Below are 20935 nucleotides of genomic sequence, written 5' to 3'. Positions count from 1 at the left end.
CACCTCGATGTCCGCTCCGATTTCCAACGTACGACCCGCCCCGGACCGCGTCCTGGTCGATATCGTCGATTACGTGCTGGATTTCCCGATCGACAGCACGCTCGCGCTGGACACCGCGCGTAACTGCCTGATCGATACGCTCGGTTGCGGACTCGAGGCGCTCACCTACCCGGCCTGCACCAAGCTGATGGGACCGATCGTGCCGGGCACGATCGTCCCCAACGGCGCGAAGGTGCCGGGCACGTCGTTCCAGCTGGACCCGGTTCAGGCCGCCTTCAACATCGGCGCGATGATCCGCTGGCTGGACTTCAACGACACCTGGCTGGCCGCCGAATGGGGGCATCCGTCGGATAACCTCGGCGGGATTCTGGCGACAGCCGACTGGCTCTCGCGCAGCGCCATCGCAGCGGGCAAACAGCCGCTGACGATGAAAGACGTGTTGATCGCCATGATCAAGGCGCACGAAATTCAAGGCTGTATCGCGCTCGAGAACTCGTTCAACAAGGTCGGGCTCGATCACGTACTGCTGGTGAAGCTGGCTTCCACCGCAGTGGTCGGCGAACTGATTGGTTTGACCCGCGACGAGCTGATCAACGCGGTCTCGCAGGCATTTGTCGATGGGCATGCATTGCGCACGTATCGTCACGCGCCGAATACCGGCTCGCGCAAATCGTGGGCGGCGGGCGATGCGACTTCGCGCGCGGTGCGGCTCGCGCTGATCGCGAAAACCGGCGAGATGGGCTATCCGTCGGTGCTCACCGCTAAGACGTGGGGCTTTTACGATGTCCTGTTCAAGGGCAATGCGTTCAAGTTTCAGCGTCCGTACGGTTCGTACGTGATGGAAAACGTGCTCTTCAAAATTTCATTTCCGGCAGAATTCCACGCACAGACAGCAGTGGAAGCGGCCATGAAGCTGCACGCGCAGCTCGCTGCTCAAGGCAAGCGCATCGAAGACATCAGCAAGATCACGATTCGCACCCACGAAGCCGCGCTCCGCATCATCGACAAGAAAGGCCCCCTGAACGATCCGGCCGACCGCGATCATTGCATTCAATACATGATCGCCGTGCCGTTGATCCATGGCCGCCTGACGGCCGCGGACTATGAAGATTCGATCGCGCAGGATGGGCGTATCGATGTGCTGCGCGCCAAGATGGCATGTGTCGAAGACGCGCAGTTCACGAAGGATTACCACGATCCGGAGAAGCGTTCGATCGCCAATGCACTGACGATCGAATTCAACGACGGTTCGACGTTCGACGAAGTTGTAGTCGAATACCCGATCGGTCATAAGCGTCGTCGCGAAGACGGGATTCCGTTGCTGGTCGAGAAGTTCAAGACCAACCTCGCGCGCCGCTTTCCGGTCAAGCAACAACTGGCGATTCTCGACGTGTCGCTGGATCAGGTAAGGCTTGAAGCCATGCCGGTCAATGAGTACGTCGATCTGTACGTCATCTAGTCAAGTTAAGTAACGTAGTTCCGCGATCAAACCAAGGAAAACACCATGGCCCACAACCTCCACAAAACGCTCAAGGAATTCGACAGCGGTTCCGGCAAAGGCAAGTTCTACTCCCTGCCGCAACTCGGCAAGGCATTGAACATCAAGATCGACCGCCTGCCGGTTTCGATCCGTATCGTGCTGGAATCGGTGCTGCGTAACTACGACGGCAAGAAGATCGCCGAAGAACACATCGAGCAACTCGCGAACTGGAAGCCGACGGCTGCACGCGTCGACGAAATCCCGTTCGTCGTGTCGCGCGTTGTGCTGCAAGACTTTACCGGCGTGCCGCTGCTCGCCGACATCGCTGCGATGCGCGGCGTTGCGAAACACATGGGCAAGGATCCGAAGTCGATCGAACCGCTGGTCCCGGTCGATCTGGTCGTCGATCACTCGGTGCAGATCGATCACTTCCGCGAAAAGAACGCGCTCGACCTGAACATGAAACTGGAATTCCAGCGCAATAACGAGCGCTACCAGTTCATGAAGTGGGGCATGCAAGCATTCGACACGTTCAAGGTCGTGCCGCCGGGCGTGGGTATCGTTCACCAGGTGAACCTGGAATACCTCGCACGCGGCGTGCACAAGAAGGCAGAAGGCGCGGACACGGTCTACTACCCGGATTCGCTGGTCGGCACCGACAGCCACACCACCATGATCAACGGTATTGGCGTGGTGGGCTGGGGCGTGGGCGGTATCGAAGCTGAAGCCGGCATGCTCGGCCAGCCGGTGTACTTCCTGACGCCGGACGTGGTGGGCGTCGAACTGAAGGGCAAGCTGCGCGAAGGCCTGACGGCGACCGACCTGGTCCTGACCGTGACCGAACTGCTGCGCAAGGAAAAGGTTGTCGGCAAGTTCGTTGAGTTCTTCGGCGAAGGCACGAAGTCGCTGTCGCTGCCGGATCGCGCAACGATCGGCAACATGGCGCCGGAATACGGCGCAACCATGGGCTTCTTCCCGGTCGACGAAAAAACCATCGACTACTTCAAGGGCACGGGCCGTACTGACGCAGAAATCTCCGCCTTCGAAAACTACTTCAAGGCGCAGGGTCTGTTCGGTATTCCGAAGGCTGGCCAGATCGACTACACCAAGGTCGTCACGCTGGATCTCGGCACGGTGACGCCGTCGCTGGCAGGTCCGAAGCGCCCGCAAGACCGTATCGAAATCGGTCACGTGAAGTCGACCTTCAGCGACCTGTTCTCGAAGCCGGTTGCAGAAAACGGCTTTGCGAAGAAGGAAGCCGATCTGGACGCGCAATACACGACGAGCAACGGCGTCGATGTGAAGAACGGCGACATCCTGATCGCTGCGATCACGTCGTGCACGAACACGTCGAACCCGAGCGTGCTGCTGGCTGCTGGTTTGCTGGCCAAGAAGGCGGTTGAAGCCGGCCTGACGGTCGCTCCGCACATCAAGACCTCGTTGGCTCCGGGATCGCGTATCGTCACGGAATACCTGACGAAGACCGACTTGATGAAGTACCTCGACAAGCTCGGTTTCACGCTGGCCGCTTACGGTTGCACGACCTGTATCGGTAACGCGGGCGACCTGACGCCGGAACTGAACGAAGCGATCACGAAGAACGACATCGTCGCGGCAGCGGTTCTGTCGGGCAACCGTAACTTCGAAGCACGTATTCACCCGAACATCCGCGCGAACTTCCTGGCCTCGCCGCCGCTGGTTGTGGCTTACGCGATCGCCGGCAACATCACGCGTGACCTGATGACCGAACCGGTCGGCAAGGGTAAGGGCGGCAAGGACATCTACCTGGGCGACATCTGGCCGACCAGCGAAGAAGTCGACGCCCTGCTCAAGTTCGCGCTGGACGCAGATGCGTTCCGCAAGAACTACGCGTCGCTGACCAAGAAGGGCGACCTGTGGAGCAAGATCGAAGGCGAAGAAGGTCAAGTCTACGACTGGCCGAAGTCGACCTACATCGCAGAGCCGCCGTTCTTCGGCAAGGACTTCTCGATGACGCCGGCAGACAGCATCGCCGCGGTGAAGAACGCACGCGCACTGGGCATTTTCGGTGACTCGGTCACGACCGACCACATCAGCCCGGCAGGCTCGATCAAGGAAGACTCGCCGGCAGGCAAGTGGCTGAAGGCGAACGGCGTGCAGAAGGCCGACTTCAACAGCTACGGCTCGCGCCGCGGCAACCACGACGTGATGATGCGCGGCACGTTCGCGAACGTCCGGATCAAGAACCTGATGATCCCGGCGAAAGCAGACGGCTCGCGCGTGGAAGGCGGCCTGACGATTCACCAGCCGAGCGGCGAACAAGAGTCGATCTATGACGCAGCGATGAAGTACATCGACGCGGGCACGCCGACGGTTGTGTTTGCGGGTGAAGAGTACGGTACGGGCTCGTCGCGTGACTGGGCTGCGAAGGGTACGCAATTGCTGGGCGTGAAGGCTGTGGTTGCTCGCAGCTTCGAGCGCATTCACCGTTCGAACCTGGTGGGCATGGGCGTTCTGCCGCTGCAGTTCAAGGGCTCGGATAGCGTGCAATCGCTCGGTATCACCGGCGAAGAAACGTATGACATCGAAGGCCTTGGCGCTGACTTCAAGCCGCAGCAGGAAGTGACGCTGGTGATTCGTGGCAAGGACGGTAAGGAGAAGCGTGTCGCCGTGCTGCTGCGTATCGATACGCCGATCGAAGTGGACTACTACAAGCACGGCGGGATTCTGCCGTTCGTGCTGCGTTCGCTGCTGGCGGCTTAAGGGTTTAGGTAACGCGTGCTGTAACTGCGAGCTGTTTGCAGGGGCCGCGTCCTGTGGAGGACGCGGCCGACTTTGGAAGCCCGACTTTGGTCGGGCTTTTTTTATTTTTGCGATGTGCCGGCGCCTGCGCGGAAAGCCTCGGGGTTGTCTGTGACCCGACGCTGAGTCATGCGAGTGTTCCAGTCGGTGTCCGCCGCCGTTGACGCACGCGTTGCGACGTGCGTGCGCGACTGCTGGACGGCCCAGTTGACCCACGCTGCGTCGCCGACCGCGCCATCTCGCGCCGACGAGCTTGATCCGGGCCATTCAGCTTGCTTAGACACAGAGGGCCGCGTGGCTGAACCAGCGGTGCTGCTTAACGCGAGCCGATCGTCGACATTCGTCGCAGTCATGCGAGCGACGGCAACTTTGTGTCCCGCCTTTTCGGCGTAACTCCGCGTTGCTTCGCGGGTCGACGCTAACGCGGTCAGCCGCGGCGTGATTTCCTGCGATTGCAGCGTCCGCTGGTTTCGAGGCGCCGCCCGAGTACGGTCATTGTTCTTCGCACGGCTCCCCGACGTCAGCGTAGGCGCTGAGTGACTTGCCGCTGGACTCGCCGGTGCGACAGCTACGACGACACTGCGTGTCGCCAAGCCTGAGCGAGGTATCGTCGCTGCCGCAGTAGAGTTTGCTATGGCTGTCTCCGGCACCGCGCTCGCAGCCGGGCCCACACTCTGCGGAACCACCTGCTTATCTTTCGCTGCCAACGGCGCCGGCCGTTGCGGACGATCCGCGGGCGTACCGTCGAGCGCAGGAACTGACGGAAGCTTCGCAGTCAGTTCCCTCGCTTTTCCGGCATCCCGCACCGTGCATGTCACAAGCAGCCATGCCAACGCGAGGCTGCAACCCGCGAAAATCGCCGCCCCGAGTATGTGATCCGAACGCGATGAACGCGGGAGAACGTTGCCGCTATCAAGATAGCGCTTCGCTTCTACCATCGCCATATCGAAACGATGCGAATCTACGCGTTTCGGCGGCAGCTTGTAGAACAGGATGTGCTTCGTACCCTGGGAGACCCGACTGGGTCGTGCCAACCGCGCGGCGCCCTGTGCCAGCCCATATGGCGAATGTGCCGCCCGCCGCCCCGAACCAAAAGGCGGGGGCAAGCTGTCGAATGGCAGCGGCTTCGGGATGGCAAGATCACCTTCGATCAAGGCCAACGGTCGGTTCATCGTACCGCGCTCCGGTGGGGACCGATCGCTTCGTCGAGTTGCATCATCAGGTTCCTCGAGCGCTTTACGAGCACGTCGATTGCGCCGGCTTCATATTGTTGCAAAGTGGCGCTCGCGCCCTGCAGCGCCTCCATCAAACTGCGCGCACCGACGAGACCGACGGTTCCACTCAATCTGTGCAGTGATGCGCGTAAACCTTCAATGTCGTGCTGGTCACGCAAGCCGTGCAGCCGCACCAAATCTTCGTCCATGGAACAACGCCAACCGCGGACGAACGTGGGGAGATCGATACCCTCTCGCGACAACGCGTTGAGATAGTTGTGGTCGAAGGGTTCAGTCGAGGTACTCACGAGGATTTCCTCAAGTTGTGTGGCAACGGCGGGCCGATTCTCCCTCCGCATCTTGCAGGTTGCAGGCCTGCCGCATGGGTTGCTGCTCCCGAGCGTCATGGGCGATCATGGCCGGAGCGGGGCGCGAATTGTCAACGAGCGATACGCTATCAGCCAGCGGTGCAGCGTTGGATCGTATTGAGATCACACACAGCAGAGCAAACGCGCAGAGTCCGCCGAATACCGTTGCAAATCGAATCGAAGCAAGGCGTGCGGTGCAAGCCATACGTGATACTGGACCACGACGGTGCGCTGAAAAACCAAACAAAACCACTTTATTCATGGCGCAAAACTCAGTCGGCCAGTCTGTGTAACGATGCGAATTCGATCAGCCCGGCCAACGACGTCAACCCAAGCTTTTCCTGGATCCGGCTCTTGTACGTGCTCACCGTCTTGTCACTCAAAATTAGCCGGGCTGCTATATCGCGGTTGCTCACACCACGCACGAGATATTGCAGCACCTCCACTTCGCGCGCCGATAGGAGGTGTAAACCATTTTCAGTTGCTGAATTGGCTGTCTCTGCCGGAAAGCAGTCGTAGCCGTATAGAACAGTTTTTATGGCGGTAATCAGTTCACCGATTTCCCGCCCTTTTCCCACGTAACCATTTGCGCCGGCAACGCGCGTATAGCCAGCCATGACGCGCTCCGGTTTAGCGGACAGCACGAGAATTGACATTTGACCGTTATGTTCCCGAATACGACGGATCATGGCCAAACCATCAAGGCTCGGCAAATCGAGATCGAGAATGACCAGATCGGGATTCTCAGAGAGGACCATCGCCAGCCCGTCCTCACCATCACCGCATTCTCCGATGACTTCCAGCTCTGGGTCGGCACTCAGTACGCCGGACACCGTTCCCCGAATCATTGGGTGGTCGTCAATAATCACAATTCTTTTCACACGCCGCTCCATTATTGAAAATGAGTAAATGGGCGACAGACCGCATCGAATAGGCCACCCTAGAAACAGAAGAAAATTCTAACAACATGTTTGAAACATTTCTTCTATGCCGTCAGGCGATACTTCCGCAATATTTGTCCGACTTTTCCCACAGAATGAATTTGAAACCCCTACACGAAAGGCACTACCTTCGATCGCCTTGCGTCTATTAGCAGCAGTTCAGATTCAAAGTACTTACTTTTTTAGGTTAATTTCTCCGGGAAAGGAGCGCTGAGAGACGGATAGTCCACTCGAGTCTTCAGAACGGAACAAAGGGAGATGGGATAAGAAGCGAGCGCGAACCTTGTTCGCGCTCCTTGGAAAAGAAGATTCGTGGCGGCGCGCGCGTTTTCTCGCGCGCCGGAAAGAAGTCATCGACTTCAATTGATGTGTACTACATTACTACCGCACAAAAAAATCATCGAATTAGAATTTCCCGCCCTTCTTATTGCTCTTGCTGATCCTGCTGATTTTGCTGAAACGGTCGCTGCGGTTGTAGTCGCGATGTCTCATGCACGGCAGACATCGGCGCGCTGCTACGCGCAAAATCCAACTCCACCCGACGATTCGGCGCAAGACAGTCGATCAGCGCCTGCTGATTCCGGTTGTCACACTGCACTACCGGATCATCTTTACCCCGACCGTGCGCCGTCATCGGCGTCCGAACACCACCGTTCTGCAGATAACGTTTCACCGTATCAGCGCGCTTTGCCGACAACTGACGGTTATAGCTGTCGCTACCGAGGCGGTCCGTATAGCCTTCAATGCGAATGCTCGTTACGTCGTCAACTTGGCGCAGGCCACGGACCAGTTCGTTGAGCTTAGCCTTACCGCTCGGCAACATACCGGCCAGATCCGAACGATCGAATCTGAAGGTTGCATCAGCCTGCAGCGTCATCTTCTCGGGAATCGGCGAAACGACCGGCGCTGCCACCGGCGGCGGCGTGCACGCTTCGAGGGCTGCTCCGATACCGGGCATACCCTTCTCTACGCCATCAACGATCCGCTGACTCGCGTCAAAATCACGCGTCCATGCTTCGTGCCCAGCGTGAATCATTTCGACCTCGGAACAGGCGGTCAGACGCTGCGCTTCCTGACATTGCGGGAAAAGCTGCGAGGTCTTCGCGGCAAGAATCTGCTTCCACAGATCGGGCCGGATAACCGACGCGGTTCGCAACTCGGGATTATCAGCGGAGAGTCCCTGACCCGTTTCGAGTGCGGTGGTCAAATGATCGGCCTGGTGCAATGCCTCCTCGACAAAGCCCCAGCCGTCGTGAAGCGAGCGCTCATCGCTGGCGGCGTTGAGCCAGCATTGGGCCTTATCGCCGAAATAGTTGTTCTTGCGCTCACCCAGCGCGTTCAAGCGTGTCTGAACCGCGGTCAGCATCGGACCATTCTTCGTGCTGCTATAGGTTCCGATCCACTGCGGCGTGACCGCGCCAGAGTTTACATCTTGCGACGCCTTGAAACCAGTTTGTAGGACCGTGGGGTCCTGAATCTGCAGGCGATCGCGCATCGCGGAGGACGAACATCCCGCGAGCATCGCGGCCAGCGCGATGGCAATCAATGAATACTTCATATCTGTGTCTCATGGAAAGAGGGTCGCACGGAAGCTTCCCGTGCGACCCAGACAGCTAACGTCTCGAGCTTCTATTCAAGGCCTTGCGGCCTTTGCTTAGTTGCCGAGGACGATGCCGATACCAGCGCGAACGATGGTGCTATTGCCGCCCGAAGAAGACACGCCAAGGTTGTAGTTGACCGTGCCCTTTTCGTTCCAGCGGGACACGCCCAGACCAAGCGCCTGGTAGCCACGGTAGTTGGCAATACCTGCGTTCAGCGTGGTACGGCCCGGCAGATACGGCGTGACGATGTTCAGCGCCGATGCCGATGCAATACCCTTGGCCGCGCTGCGGTCAACGTTGTTGATCGACTGCTGCATGCCGCCCATGGCGTTGTTCAACTGGCCGAGGTTGACTGCATCGGTTGCCTGCGTACCGGCTGCGACGTTGGTGATCTGACGCTCGTGACCGGTGGAACCCATCGATACCGAGTTGTCGCGATCCGTCGTCGAATTCGAACCCAGCGCGACCGAGTTGGTGTTCGGAGCCGAAGCACCTTGACCCATCGCAACCGAGTTGTCACCCGCCGTCACTGCGTCCTTGCCGATTGCAATCGCTGCCGTGCCCGATGCAATAGCACCGTTACCGATCGCGATCGCATCCGTACCTGACGCGGACGCGGCCGTACCACCCGTACTCGGCGTGTTGATGTTGACGTAGGTCGTGCTGCCGCCACCGCCGGAAATGTTGTTCACCTGGTTTTGGAGGCTCGAGAACTGCGAGAAGTTAACCGCGTCCGTACCATTTGAACCCGCCGCCACGTTCGTCAGCGTCACCGGTGCATGACCCGCGCCGCCGAGAGTCACGGTGTTCTTGTTCGTGTCGTCATAGGCCACTGCGTTTGCCGTGCCACCGCCACCGGCGTTCTTGGCGACATACGCCTGCATCTGGCCAACGTTGACGGCATCGGTCAGGGCATCACCGACAGCCACGTTCTTCAACTGAACCGGCGTGGTGGAACCAAAACCGCCGAACGTAACCGTATCCTTGCTAAGGTTGTCGTACGCGACAAACGAGTTGGTCACGTTACCCGACGTATCGACGGTCAAACCAGCTGCCTTCAATTGCTTGAAGTTCACTGCGTCGTTATCGACCTTCGCGTCAGCCACGTTCGAAAGTTGCACCGGCGTCGTCGAGCCGGCACCGCCAAGCGTCAGCTTGTCGTGCACCGACGTGTCATAAACCACCCCGTCCGGCGAACCGGTGCTCGACTTTGCGTCCAATGCGGCCACTGCTGCGTCAACGCCGCTGTACGTGTTGCCACCAACCGTGTAGTTCGGTTTCGTAAGCGTGCCATTCGTCGTCACGCTGGAACCACCACCCAGTGCTTGAGCAACGCTACTCACGGTACCGTACAACTGCGAACCGTTGATCGCGTCCTTGCTGCTCTGCGTGACTTGGCCCGTTGCAATGTTGGTGAGGCTCACCGGCGTAGTAGAACCAACGCCACCCAACGTAACCTTGCCCTTCGAACTATCGTCATACGCGACGAATGCACCCGACACGTTGCCGTTGCTGTCGATTTTCGCGCCCAGCTCCGTCAACTGCTTGACGTTCACGGCGTCGTTGTTGGCCACACCGTCAGCCACATTGGACACCGTCACCAGTGTCGACGAACCTGCACCACCCAACGTCACCTTGTTGTGCGATGTCGTGTCGTACTTCACAGCATCGGCCGAACCACCGCTGCCACCCGCTGCAACTGCCGCCAGTGCCGCGCCGACGTCGTTGTAGGTGCTACCGTTAAGTGCGTAGGCCGGCTTGGTAACCTTGCCGTCCGTACCCACTGACGAGCCGCCGCCCAGTGCTGCCGCAACGCTGTTCGCTGTGTCATACAACTGCCCGCCGTTCACTGCATCCTTGCTGCTGGATACAATCTGGCCTGCCGCCACGTTGGTCAGCGCAACCGGCGTGCCCACGTTGCCAAACGTCACCTTGTCATGCGCCGCCGAGTCGTAGATCACCGCATTAGGTGCACCGCCGCCTGAGACAGTGGCAATCGCGGTATTCAATTGCTTGACGTTCACCGCATCGGTGTCCGCCGTGCCGGCCTTCACGTTGACGATCTGACGCTCCGCATCCTTTGCGCCGACCGAAACCGTATTGGCACGATCCGCTATCGAATTCGCGCCCAGCGCTACGGAATTAGCCACGCTAGCGGTCGCACCCAAGCCGACAGCAACTGAATTCTCACCACCCGTCACATACGCGTCGCTACCAATTGCCACGCTGCCAGAGGTATCGGTCTGAGCAGCCGAGCCCATTGCCAACGAATTGACGCCGCCCACGTTGCTGTTGTAACCGATTGCAACTGAATAATCCGCGCCGTCCTCGGTCGACGCGGCTGAACCGATCACGGTAGTGTAGGAACCCACCGCATTTGCGCCCGCACCGATAGCCGTAGACTGACCGTGGAACGTGCTGGCACCCTTGCCGATCGCCAACGAACTGACGCCAGCCGCTTTCGCGGTCGGCCCAATCGCCATGGCGTCCATCGCGCCATCCGTACTCGTTGCGGTACCGCCTGTCACGTTAGGACTTACTGCGATATAGCTCGTGACTGGCAGCGCGTCGCCAAGCAGCGGACCGGCTCCAAGCAGCATCGACTTAACACCACTCGATTGCGCCGCAAGCTGGGTGACCGTGGTCTGCAACGCCTGAAGCTGGCCGAAGGTAACAGCGTCGGTGGCCGACACGCCGTTGGCCACGTTCACGATCTTGCGTTCGCTACCCTTTTTCCCGACAGAAATCACGCCGCTCACATTTGCGACCGAGTTTGCGCCCAGTGCGATCGAGTTGTCAGCCGACGCAAGCGAACCCGAACCAAAAGCCAATGAGTTCAGCCCTGAAGCCTTTGCGCCGCCACCAATCGCCACAGCTTCACCGCCAGATGCAATCGCCGCACTCGCTGTAGACACGACGCTGATGTACTTCGTGGTGTTGGTGATAGTCGTGTTGATCGAGCTGACAACACCATCCATTCCGGTCAGTGCCGCGCCGACATCGGCGTACGTTCCCATGCTGAGCTTATAGGTCGGACTGGTTACCGTACCGGTCGAGCTCACGCCGGAACCACCGCCCAGTGCAGCCGCCACGCTGTTTGCCGTGTTGTACAACTGCGAACCATTCACCGCATCACTGCTGGTTGAGGTAACGGTGCCGATGGCAAGGTTCGTCAACTTCACAGCCGGGGACGTGCTAGCACCGCCCAGCGTTACCTTGTTGTGCGACGAAGAGTCATACTGCACCGCGTTAGCCGAGGCCGTGCTGGAAGCAGAAGTCACAGCTGCCTGCAACTGGCTCACGTTCACTGCATCGGTCGATGCCGCACCAGCCGCCACGTTCGTCAAGCGGCGCTCACTACCCACCGAACCGACCGACACTTCGCCTACAGGCGCCGTGCCAGACAGCGTGCCGCTTGTCGAAAGGTACGCCGCAGCATTCAGGTTGGTCACCGTCGTCGAGTTCGCACCCAGCGCCACCGAGTTGGCTGCCGTCGCTTTCGCGTTGCCGCCGATCGCCACTGCATCCGTAGCCGTAGCAGCCGAATCGGGCAGCGTCGAATTAGCGTGGAAATACTTGATTCCGCCACCATTGGTGATGTTATTCACCGTGTTGGTAATGTTTGTCACATTACCGGCCATATTCGCCACGTTCTGGTTCGTCGAGTACAACTGCGTACCGTTGACCGCGTCCGTGCTCGATGCCGACAACGCACCGGCAGTGAGACCCGTGATCTTCGTCGATCCGTTCGCACCCTTCAGCGTGATCGTGTTCTTCGTCGTGTCGTCATACGAAACAAAAGCGTTCTTAAAGTTGCCACTGGAATCGACGATTGCGCCCATCGCCTGGAGCTGTGCGAGATTCACCGCGTCCAGGGATTGCGTACCCGCTGCAACGTCAGTAATCTGGCGAGAACCCACGTCGACCGTGTTGGCGCGGCTGGCGACCGAGTTCGAACCCAGCGCCACCGAGTTGTTCGCCGTCGCCTTAGCATTACCGCCGATCGCCACGGCATCCGTACCCGGTGCCGACGAATCGGGCAGCGTCGAATTGACGTGGAAATACTTAATGCCGGCATTACCGTTGGTAATGTTGTTCACCGTATTGGTAATGTTGATCACATTACCGGTGACGTTCGCCACGTTCTGGTTCGTGGAGTACAACTGCGAACCATTGACCGCGTCCGTGCTCGATGCGGACAGAGTACCAGCCGTGAGACCCGAGATCTTCGTCGAGCCGCTTGCGCCCTTCAGCGTGATCGTGTTCTTTGTCGTGTCGTCGTACTGCACTGAATTGGCCGAACCGCCGGATCCGGACGCCGCCGCAGCGATGGCCGAGCCGACATCCGTGTAGGTCTGACCGCCCACCGAAAAGGAGGGCTTCTTGATTGTGCCGTCAGCGTTCACGGCCGTGCCACCGCCAATCACATCCGTCACGCCCTTCAACTGGCTGACGTTCACCGCGTCGGTATTCGCCGTGCCGGCTGCCATGTTGACGATCTGGCGCTGGTACGTGCTCGAGCCAACAGACACTGTGCCATCACGATCGGCAACCGAACTCGAGCCGATGGCAACCGAGTACATCCCGCTCACGCTAGCTTTGTAGCCTACCGCAATGCCTTGCTGGGTCGTGACCGATGCCATCGGACCAATAGCAATTGAATCCGAACCCGTCGCGGTCGAATCAGCAATGCCCGAGTTCACATGGAAGTACTTGACGCCAGCATTACCGTTGGTGATGTTGTTCACCGTATTGGTAATGTTGATCACATTACCGGTGACGTTCGCCACGTTCTGGTTCGTGGAGTACAACTGCGAACCATTGACCGCGTCCGTGCTCGATGCGGACAGAGTACCAGCCGTGAGACCCGAGATCTTCGTCGAGCCGCTTGCGCCCTTCAGCGTGATCGTGTTCTTCGTCGTGTCGTCGTACTGCACTGAATTGGCCGAACCGCCGGATCCGGACGCCGCCGCAGCGATGGCCGAGCCGACATCCGTGTAGGTCTGACCGCCCACCGAAAAGGAGGGCTTCTTGATTGTGCCGTCAGCGTTCACGGCCGTGCCACCGCCAATCACATCCGTCACGCCCTTCAACTGGCTGACGTTCACCGCGTCGGTATTCGCCGTGCCGGCTGCCATGTTGACGACTTGGCGTTGTGCTGAACTGCTGCCCACCGCAACGGTGTTGGCCCGATCCGCGGCGGAATTTGCGCCAAGTGCCACGGAGTTAAGAGCAGAGGCCGTAGCATTGTAGCCTAGGGCAACCGCGTTGTCGGCAGCGCCAATAACAAACGCTTCGTTACCGATTGAAATGCCGTTGGTGGCGTCAGCCTGGGCAGCCGATCCCATCGCGAGTGCATTGGTACCGCCCACGTTAGCGTTGTAGCCGACCGCAACAGAATAGTCGGCATAAGTACCGGTCGACGCGGCTGAACCGATCACGGTGGTGTAGGCCGCCGCCGCATTTGCGCCGGCACCGATAGCCGTAGACTCCTTGTAGAAGGTGCTCGCACCCTTACCGACCGCCAACGAGCTGGCGCCACCCGCTTTCGCGGTCGGCCCGATCGCCATGGCGTCCATCGCACCATCCGTTGACGTCGCGGTACCTTGGGTTACGCTAGCGCTCACTGCGATGTAGTTCGTGACAGGCGGCGCCGCTCCAACCATAAGCATCGACTTAACACCGCCCGATTGCTGCGCAAGCTGCGTGACAGTTGTCTGCAGTGCGCTGAGCTGACCGAAGGTGACTGCGTCGGTAGTGGCCACGCCATTAGCCACATTCATGATTCTGCGTTCGCTGCCCTTTTTACCAACGGACACCGTGTTGTCGACGTTTGCGATCGAGTTTGCACCGATCGCGATCGAATTGTTAGCCGAGGTGTTCGAACCCACACCAAACGACAACGAGTTCTGTCCCGAAGCCTTTGCTCCACCGCCGATCGCTACGGACTCCATACCGGTTGCTGATGCAGCACTTGCTGTCGACGCTACGCTGATGTACTTAGTGGTGTTGATGACGTTGGTGTTGATCGCCCCGATTTCGCCGTCCAAGCCAGCGAGCGCCTGACCGACGTCGCTGTACGTCCCGCTACTAAGTTGGTAGCTCGGATTCGTGACCGTGCCAGTGCCGGTCACGCTCGCGCCGCCACCCAGTGCTGCTGCAACGCTGTTTGCCGTGTTGTACAGCTGCGAGCCGTTCACTGCGTCCGTGCTGCTTGACGTGACCTGACCTGCTGCCAGGTTCGTCAGTGCGACTGGCGCGGGAGCACCCACGGCGCCGAGAGTGATCTTGGTGTGCGCTGAGCCGTCGTAAAGAACGGCGTTAGGCGAGCCACCACCAGACCCGCCAGCGATTGCCGCATTCAGCTGCGCCACGTTCACTGCATCGGTGTTTTGCGTGCCTGCTACCACGCCTGTGATCTGGCGTGAACCGACGTCAACCGAGTTGTCGCGAGTCGCCATCGACTTCGAGCCCAGCGCTACCGAATTGACGCCCGTCGCCGTCGATGCTCCACCGATCGCTGTCGAATCCGTACCGGTTGCCGACGAATCGGCCAGCGTCGAATTGGTGTGGAAGTACTTGATGCCACCACCGTTGGTGATGAAGTTCACCGTATTAGTGACGTTTGCCACATCGCGAGATAGGTTCGTCACGCCACCCGACAGGTCAATCAAGCCACCCGTCACATTCGCTACGTTCCGGTTCGTGTCATACAACTGGCCACCGTTCACTGCGTCCGTGCTCGAGGCCGACGAGATATCGCCTCGCGCTACGTTCGTCAGCTTGACTGGCGACGTGCTGCCTACTCCACCGAGCGTCAAGCTGTTGCGACTCGACGTGTCATACAACACAACGAGCGGCGAGCCTGCGATGCCGTTGTTTACGATGTTGTTGACAATGTTCGTGACGTTATTCAGGTTGTTGGTCACGTTTGTGACATTACCTGCTACGTTGGCGACGTTCTGGTTCGTCTGGTAAAGCTGCGAACCGTTCACCGCGTCCGTGCTCCACGCCGACGAGATGTCGCCCGCAGTCAGATTGGTGATCTTCGTACCACTCGAGCCCTTGAGCGTGATCAGGCCCATTCCTGAGTCGTTATACGTCACAGCGTTGGGAACAGTACCACCACTACCACCGGTGATTCCGGCAAGGGCAGCGTTCAGCTGGTTAACGTTGACTGCGTCGGTACCCGCCGCGCCTGCCGTCACGTTGGTAATCTGCCTGGTGTACTGCGATTTACCATCCGCCGTCAGATAGCCGACTGACACGCTATCGTTACGGCTGGCAACCGAGTTGGCGCCCAGTGCAACTGAATTTGACACCAATGCAACGGCGTTAGCACCGTAAGCACTGGAATTGCTTCCAACCGCCTTCGACGACGGTCCAGAAGCAACTGAACTGGCGCCCATCGCCCGAGCATCCGTAGACGGATCGTCTGACGGGGAATTTGCGTTGAAATATCGTGTGCGTTGATACAGCTGCGCGCCATTAACCCCATCTGTACTCGAAAGCGACACGTCGCCCGCGCCTAGGTTCTTGATCTGATTCCCATACATGAGCACGTTGTCCAGCATGGAAATGCCGTTTTGGCCATGAAGAACGAGATCCCCGGCCTTCGTGCCATAAACAAATGCTGGCTGACTCACCTTACTGAAACCGTCGCCGTAGCTGACGAACAGACCGAAACCGTCCACCCCAGTTCCGACATAAGGGGTCGTGGACGTTTGTGCCTGCTCAATCGAACCCGGTATGCTACACCCAGAGGTATTGACACCGTAAGCTTTGCTAGAAGCGCAAAATTCCACGCCAGCCTGCCCGTCTAGAGGACTGAAAGGACCTGGGTTGACAGGCATAACGTCCGCGCTTGCCAGACTGCTAAACGTTAAACCTGTTGCAGCAATTGCAAATGCGCCGCCCAGGACTCCCGTCATCCCCCTACTGCTCAAACTGCTTTTCGATTCCAATATCTGATTGCCAGCGCGCTCCGCTTCTAGCACGCCCGCTGCTAAAAGACTTCTACCACCGCGCGCTTTCTTTCCTTTGGCCTTAGTCGTTTCCGCTGCGGCCACATACGTGCCCGCGTCCGCGTTCCACACCGATTTGTATACCTTGTTCATTCTTGTTGCATTCCCTAAATAACGGGCGAGCCCCGCTTGCAGTTCAATTTGAGAAACCGTGAAAAACGGTCACCGCAAAAAACTGGCCGTTCACCCTAAAGGCTCGACCCAAAGTTTTCACGCGTCGCAAATCTAACTGGCGGTTCTATCCCTAAAAATCAGGAAAAGCGAAAAGCTCGCGGGAATTTTCCGAATAACCATGAGAGAAGTAGCAGCACACTGAATGTCAGCAGCCAGCTTGAATCCCGACCAATTCGGCTGTAGCTGGAAATCCACGTTATACGTTGCTGTCGTGGTGCCGTTGCAACGAAATCGAGTCGGCAACTACATTCCGCAGGAAATCTAACTAATGACGATCTACCTTAGCCTCAGTTCTCGACTATGAGAACCATGCTGTAGCCGTTTCCGACAGCGACTCACGTTACGACACATGGCCTTCAACTCGCCCCCTCTCCATGCACAAACGCATCGCCAGACAACACAGCCACCCCGCCTAAATAACGCCCTGTCGACTAGCAGTCCATGTCACCCGCTCTCGCGGAAAGTGGAACGAATCTCTATTGCTTGATGCGCAGCCCCACATAGGGAACTACACCGCAAAGGTTCGGAAATTTCCCCCTCCTGCAACGTCACTCCATTCCTATACTTCGCCCCGGCACTGTTGCTCGTGCGTTTTGAGCAGTGAATTGTTTAATTTCTGTTTCTGTTCAAGACAACAAAGCTTGCAAAGCCGTGTCCAGGCAACATTCAATCTTTTGTATTAACTTTTTTTGAAATAGAGATCATGAAAATTTCTCAAATTCGCCGCAAAAATAAGCAACTCGGTCAAGGTATGACGGAATACATCATCATCGTCGCCCTGATCGCCGTATCGGCAATCGGCGTGTATTCGATGTTCGGCCAAACCCTGCGTAACCAGACCGCCGGTCTTGCGGTGGAAATGTCAGGTCAAAACGCTCAGGGCAACATCACGACAGCGCAGACCAACGCGAATACGGCGACTACCAACGCCAACAAGACGAAGAACATGGGTACGTATAACGACGCCAACAACGCTGGCAACTAATCTCTGCAGATTAACGATATCCATCATGAAAAGCTCTGCCCGTAAGGGCAGGGCCAGGGTCGCCGGCGCTAGCGGGCAGGCGCTGGTCCCTGCACTATTGTTTCTTCTGGTTGGCTGTATCGGCCTCTACGTGGCGTTCAACTCGTTCCAGATGACGAGCGCCAAAATCAAACTCCAGAACACTGCCGACGCCGCTGCGTACAGCGCAGCCGTGCTGCAGGCACGCGACTACAATTTCTCCGCCTATACGAACCGGGCAATGGTCGCCAATCAGGTCACCGCGGCACAGATAGTTGCGCTGAAATCCTGGATTGACGAACTCGATTCGACTTACAGCACATCGCAACTCGACGACATCGTCAATGGGATCGCGGATCATCCAGATAGATGGAACACGCCCAAACGCATCGGAAAGAATGACATTGCACCGGTGCGCGCAGCGTTGGACGCATTGTTGCCCGGTGTAGCCGCAGGCATTGGCTCACTTAACCGTGCGCTGAGCGATGCGCAGGCCAACTACCACGCGGCTGTCTTCAGCGCCGTGCCAGACACTGCTGACGCAATTGCGCAGCAGAACCAGCCTGATACGCGCGTCACAGCCGGATACTTCATCAGTGACCGTAACGCGGCACAACTTGCGGCGTGGTCTTCCTACACGGCCACCGTCACGCCTGCCGGAAGTCTCGGGCAGGACAATTTCGCTGACGTGGTAACGGACCAGAGCACGCTTGACGGTTTCATCAAGAATCGCAACTCCGTGCGAAGTATCGCGCCGAATTTCCAGCAGCTCGACGACTCGGCCAACAAGATATGCGGTGCCAACAGCACCTTCACGATCAACGTCACACACGACGGTGGTACCCAGTTACGTAACGACAAAACCGGTTGGGAATCCATCGACGCAAGTACTGCGCACGTGAACATTTCCTGTATCGGCCCGCTCGAGGCCGAGGCAGGATTCGGCGGCAGCGCCAACGGTAACGTCACCACTTACATGACACATCCTCCCTTTGCTGCCTGGCAAGACTGGGAAGGTTACGGCGGCTACTTCAATTTCGGCTACCAAGGGAGCGAGACGCCTGGTTGGCAGGTGCCGGACGCCATGGCTGAACAGTTCAGAATTGGTCCGGGCCCGTCGCTTGACTTCGCCAACGGCGGCCTGCTGCCTTATCAGGAAGTGAATGGCATACAACGCGCCAGCCAGGCGCCACGAATCACGATCGAAGTGACACGCAACAGCAACACCTTGGTGAAAACCGTGGGGCTGCATGGTGGCGGTCGGATGGAAGTGAAAGACAACGCTGTCAGCGGTGCGATGCGAGCATTGTCGAGCGCTAACGCCTATTTCGTGCGTCCTGACGAAACGTCCTTCGGTCGTTCGATTATTGGTGGCCTGGTGAACGCCAACCAGTGGGCGCGCGCCGACCGCAAAACCGAATACCCGAGCCTGTTCAGTCCGTACTGGCAAGCCACGCTCGCACCAGTCAGCGACAGCGAACGTCAGGCTGCTCAGGCAACCCAAATGTCGACAGCAACTCAAGCCAAACAGCAATGAAACGAATCGCCCCAAGAACATCCGCGCAGTCTGGTCAAGCCATGGCGGAATTCCTGATTTCAATGACGCTGGTGATGAGCGTGCTATTGCTCGGCATTGCGATGCTTGGCAAGTTCAACGACGTCCGTAACCGAACGTTGATGGGCTCGCGTTACATCGCATGGGAACGCACCGTGTGGACAGACACCGTCCCCAAGAAGGGGTTTATTAGTGATCCGTCCACCACGGAAGGCTGGTCCAGTAGCTACGGCAGCGCTGCTTTAGCTGCGCACAAGATGGATGAGGAACTGAAGTCAGAGGTAATACAACGCGTCATGGCGGGCGACCGCTCCCCGGTTTCCGGCACCGACCGAAAGTATGGCCCGTCGCTCGGTTCCCGGCCCGCAATGTGGGACGACTACGGAGGCAATCCGTTGCTCGCCTCAACCGCCGATGTCGTTGCAACCACAACTGCGAGCGAGAATCCCGCAAGCAGCAATGCAAGGGCCGCCGTCACGCCCTTCGGAACGATCAGTACTGGCACTGGCGGCACCTACCTGTCGAAGCTAGACCTGCCGACACGCACGCTGCAATCCGGCACTCTCAGCATTTCGATCGCACGAGATAGCGATGTATTGAAGCGGCTTTGGCCTAAGGATCACTTACTACCCGCCTTCAGCGGCCTGACTTTCTCCGACACGAACGTGCTGATGGCCAATGCATGGGTGGCTGACGGCTCGGACAACGCCAAGGCCGTATTCAGTCAGGCGGTGCCGGCCGCGAATGTCGTGCTGGTTCAGCCCTACGGGTATCTGGGTCTTCAAAAATATGCGCCCGAGATCTCGTCGCTCCAGTTCGGTCTTATTCAGCAAGACGTAGTACCCGCAAATCGTTTGAGTCAATGAAACTAGTCTATTACCTTGCGCGCGGCGGTTGCCTCGCCGGCGCGTTGATCGCCGGTGTGGCGGTGGCCGGCACTGCGTGCAACAAGCAGCCAGTGCAACCGCAAAGTGTTCAGGCTATCGGCCGGGACATGATCGTGAATGGAGTGGCGACGTCAATCGTCGGCATACAGTACGCCGGAACGCCAGACGACGTGTCAAAGGCATTCCGCGAGTTCTGGACCGCCGAAAATGTACCCGCGAAGAGCCAGAACAACCCTTCGGGGCTGCTGCTCAGCGCTCTCGACGGCCCGTGTCTTTACACGCTCACCATCGCGCCACAACCGGACGGATCCCGCACGCGCGGACTCATGAGCGTGATCAGAGTTGGCAACGAACAGGTAACCCATCGTATTCCTGATGCAGCCATTCCGCTGCCTGAAGGCGGCAAGGTCGTCTCGGATATCGAAAGTCGCGATCCCGGTCAAACCGGACGTACGTGGATGATCAATCTACAAGGCGACGCGCGCTGGAATGCGCTGCAATATCGCAACAGGCTTGCAGCGCAGCGATGGTCGAGTGTTGGCCGTCAGCCTGACTATCAATCCAGCGGTGCGCGATCTGTCGCAGGCACGGCGTTCGTCATGCAGCGCGATGCGGATAGCGTCGACGCGAGTTTTTCAGATCGCGATGGAAAGACCGTGGCGGTCATCAATGCAATCAGGAGCCGTTGAGATGAAACAACCGGGACTTATGAAAACACCTGTCGTACGGCTCAGTCGGCAACGCGGTCAGGCCTACGCGGAATACATCACCATCACAGCTCTCGTGTTCATTGCGGCAATAGGGTTGTTCTGGGAAAACCCGGCTTTGCCATTCTTCCCTTCTATCGCTGCCACCTTCAGATCTTTGTTTGGCGCTTATAGCTTCGCTCTCTCGCTTCCCTGACCTT

Annotated in this window: 12 protein-coding genes and 1 pseudogene; 7 read left to right on the top strand and 6 right to left on the bottom strand. The window is 58.4% G+C overall.

What is annotated here, in order from left to right; genetic code table 11:
• The first annotated feature begins 7 nt into the window (after positions 1–7).
• Together KHO23_RS13885 and acnA are read left to right on the top strand one after the other, a co-directional pair.
• On the top strand, positions 8–1459 hold the full coding sequence (locus tag KHO23_RS13885) for a bifunctional 2-methylcitrate dehydratase/aconitate hydratase (RefSeq protein WP_211611809.1): 1452 nt from the start codon (positions 8–10) through the stop codon (positions 1457–1459).
• Positions 1460–1504: 45 nt separating this feature from the next.
• Entirely contained in the window at positions 1505–4222 is a 2718-nt protein-coding gene (acnA, locus tag KHO23_RS13880; protein WP_211611808.1) for an aconitate hydratase AcnA, read from the top strand.
• 1207 nt (positions 4223–5429) lie between these two features.
• Here the strand turns inward: acnA and KHO23_RS13875 are convergent.
• From KHO23_RS13875 to KHO23_RS35660, 6 genes and pseudogenes are all read right to left on the bottom strand, one after another.
• Positions 5430–5783 carry an Hpt domain-containing protein gene (locus KHO23_RS13875; RefSeq protein ID WP_211611807.1) on the bottom strand — a complete coding sequence of 118 codons (354 nt, stop codon included), beginning with the start codon at positions 5781–5783 and terminating at the stop codon, positions 5430–5432.
• A 10-nt stretch (positions 5784–5793) separates the two neighbouring features.
• Positions 5794–6105: a hypothetical protein gene (locus KHO23_RS13870; RefSeq protein ID WP_211611806.1), complete on the bottom strand. Its 312-nt coding sequence runs from the start codon at positions 6103–6105 to the stop codon at positions 5794–5796.
• A 10-nt stretch (positions 6106–6115) separates the two neighbouring features.
• Complete coding sequence (locus KHO23_RS13865) at positions 6116–6724, bottom strand: response regulator transcription factor (protein WP_211611805.1); 609 nt, start codon at positions 6722–6724, stop codon at positions 6116–6118.
• A 484-nt stretch (positions 6725–7208) separates the two neighbouring features.
• Positions 7209–8342 (bottom strand): OmpA family protein, encoded by a 1134-nt coding sequence (locus tag KHO23_RS13860; protein ID WP_211611804.1) that lies wholly within the window; start codon positions 8340–8342, stop codon positions 7209–7211.
• 96 nt (positions 8343–8438) lie between these two features.
• Entirely contained in the window at positions 8439–16079 is a 7641-nt protein-coding gene (locus tag KHO23_RS13855) for a YadA-like family protein (protein WP_456238758.1), read from the bottom strand.
• Between the two features lie 324 nt (positions 16080–16403).
• Positions 16404–16502 (bottom strand): annotated as a pseudogene (locus KHO23_RS35660) (ESPR domain-containing protein); the annotation flags it as partial.
• A gap of 784 nt (positions 16503–17286) precedes the next feature.
• Between KHO23_RS35660 and KHO23_RS13850 the strand changes: the two are divergent.
• The 5 genes from KHO23_RS13850 to KHO23_RS13830 are packed head-to-tail and all read left to right on the top strand — an operon-like array spanning position 17287 to position 20931.
• A complete protein-coding gene (locus tag KHO23_RS13850) occupies positions 17287–17568 on the top strand; it encodes a Flp family type IVb pilin (RefSeq protein WP_211611802.1) in 282 nt (93 codons plus the stop codon).
• 25 nt (positions 17569–17593) lie between these two features.
• A complete protein-coding gene (locus tag KHO23_RS13845; RefSeq protein WP_211611801.1) occupies positions 17594–19123 on the top strand; it encodes a pilus assembly protein TadG-related protein in 1530 nt (509 codons plus the stop codon).
• The gene (locus KHO23_RS13840) at positions 19120–20007 is read left to right on the top strand and encodes a hypothetical protein (protein ID WP_211611800.1); all 888 of its coding nucleotides are present in this window, start codon (positions 19120–19122) and stop codon (positions 20005–20007) included. The genes KHO23_RS13845 and KHO23_RS13840 overlap by 4 nt, the downstream gene beginning before the upstream one ends.
• Positions 20008–20063: 56 nt before the next feature.
• The gene (locus tag KHO23_RS13835; protein ID WP_236066838.1) at positions 20064–20717 is read left to right on the top strand and encodes a hypothetical protein; all 654 of its coding nucleotides are present in this window, start codon (positions 20064–20066) and stop codon (positions 20715–20717) included.
• Between the two features lies 1 nt (position 20718).
• A complete protein-coding gene (locus tag KHO23_RS13830) occupies positions 20719–20931 on the top strand; it encodes a hypothetical protein (protein WP_236066837.1) in 213 nt (70 codons plus the stop codon).
• Positions 20932–20935: the final 4 nt, after the last annotated feature.

Origin of the sequence: Paraburkholderia haematera, from assembly GCF_905220975.1 — a bacterium.
In the GTDB taxonomy this organism is placed as follows: Bacteria; Pseudomonadota; Gammaproteobacteria; order Burkholderiales; family Burkholderiaceae; genus Paraburkholderia; species Paraburkholderia haematera.
Note: the sequence above shows the minus strand (reverse complement) of the source record. Positions and strands in the feature narration are given on the sequence as shown.

What these genes read in the sequence shown, in the direction of transcription:
- KHO23_RS13885 (WP_211611809.1), top strand. Translation starts at nt 8, where the DNA reads ATGTCCGCTCCGATTTCCAACGTACGACCCGCCCCGGACCGCGTCCTG.
- acnA (WP_211611808.1), top strand. Translation starts at nt 1,505, where the DNA reads ATGGCCCACAACCTCCACAAAACGCTCAAGGAATTCGACAGCGGTTCC.
- KHO23_RS13870 (WP_211611806.1), bottom strand. Translation starts at nt 6,105, where the DNA reads ATGAATAAAGTGGTTTTGTTTGGTTTTTCAGCGCACCGTCGTGGTCCA.
- KHO23_RS13860 (WP_211611804.1), bottom strand. Translation starts at nt 8,342, where the DNA reads ATGAAGTATTCATTGATTGCCATCGCGCTGGCCGCGATGCTCGCGGGA.
- KHO23_RS13850 (WP_211611802.1), top strand. Translation starts at nt 17,287, where the DNA reads ATGAAAATTTCTCAAATTCGCCGCAAAAATAAGCAACTCGGTCAAGGT.
- KHO23_RS13845 (WP_211611801.1), top strand. Translation starts at nt 17,594, where the DNA reads ATGAAAAGCTCTGCCCGTAAGGGCAGGGCCAGGGTCGCCGGCGCTAGC.
- KHO23_RS13840 (WP_211611800.1), top strand. Translation starts at nt 19,120, where the DNA reads ATGAAACGAATCGCCCCAAGAACATCCGCGCAGTCTGGTCAAGCCATG.
- KHO23_RS13830 (WP_236066837.1), top strand. Translation starts at nt 20,719, where the DNA reads ATGAAACAACCGGGACTTATGAAAACACCTGTCGTACGGCTCAGTCGG.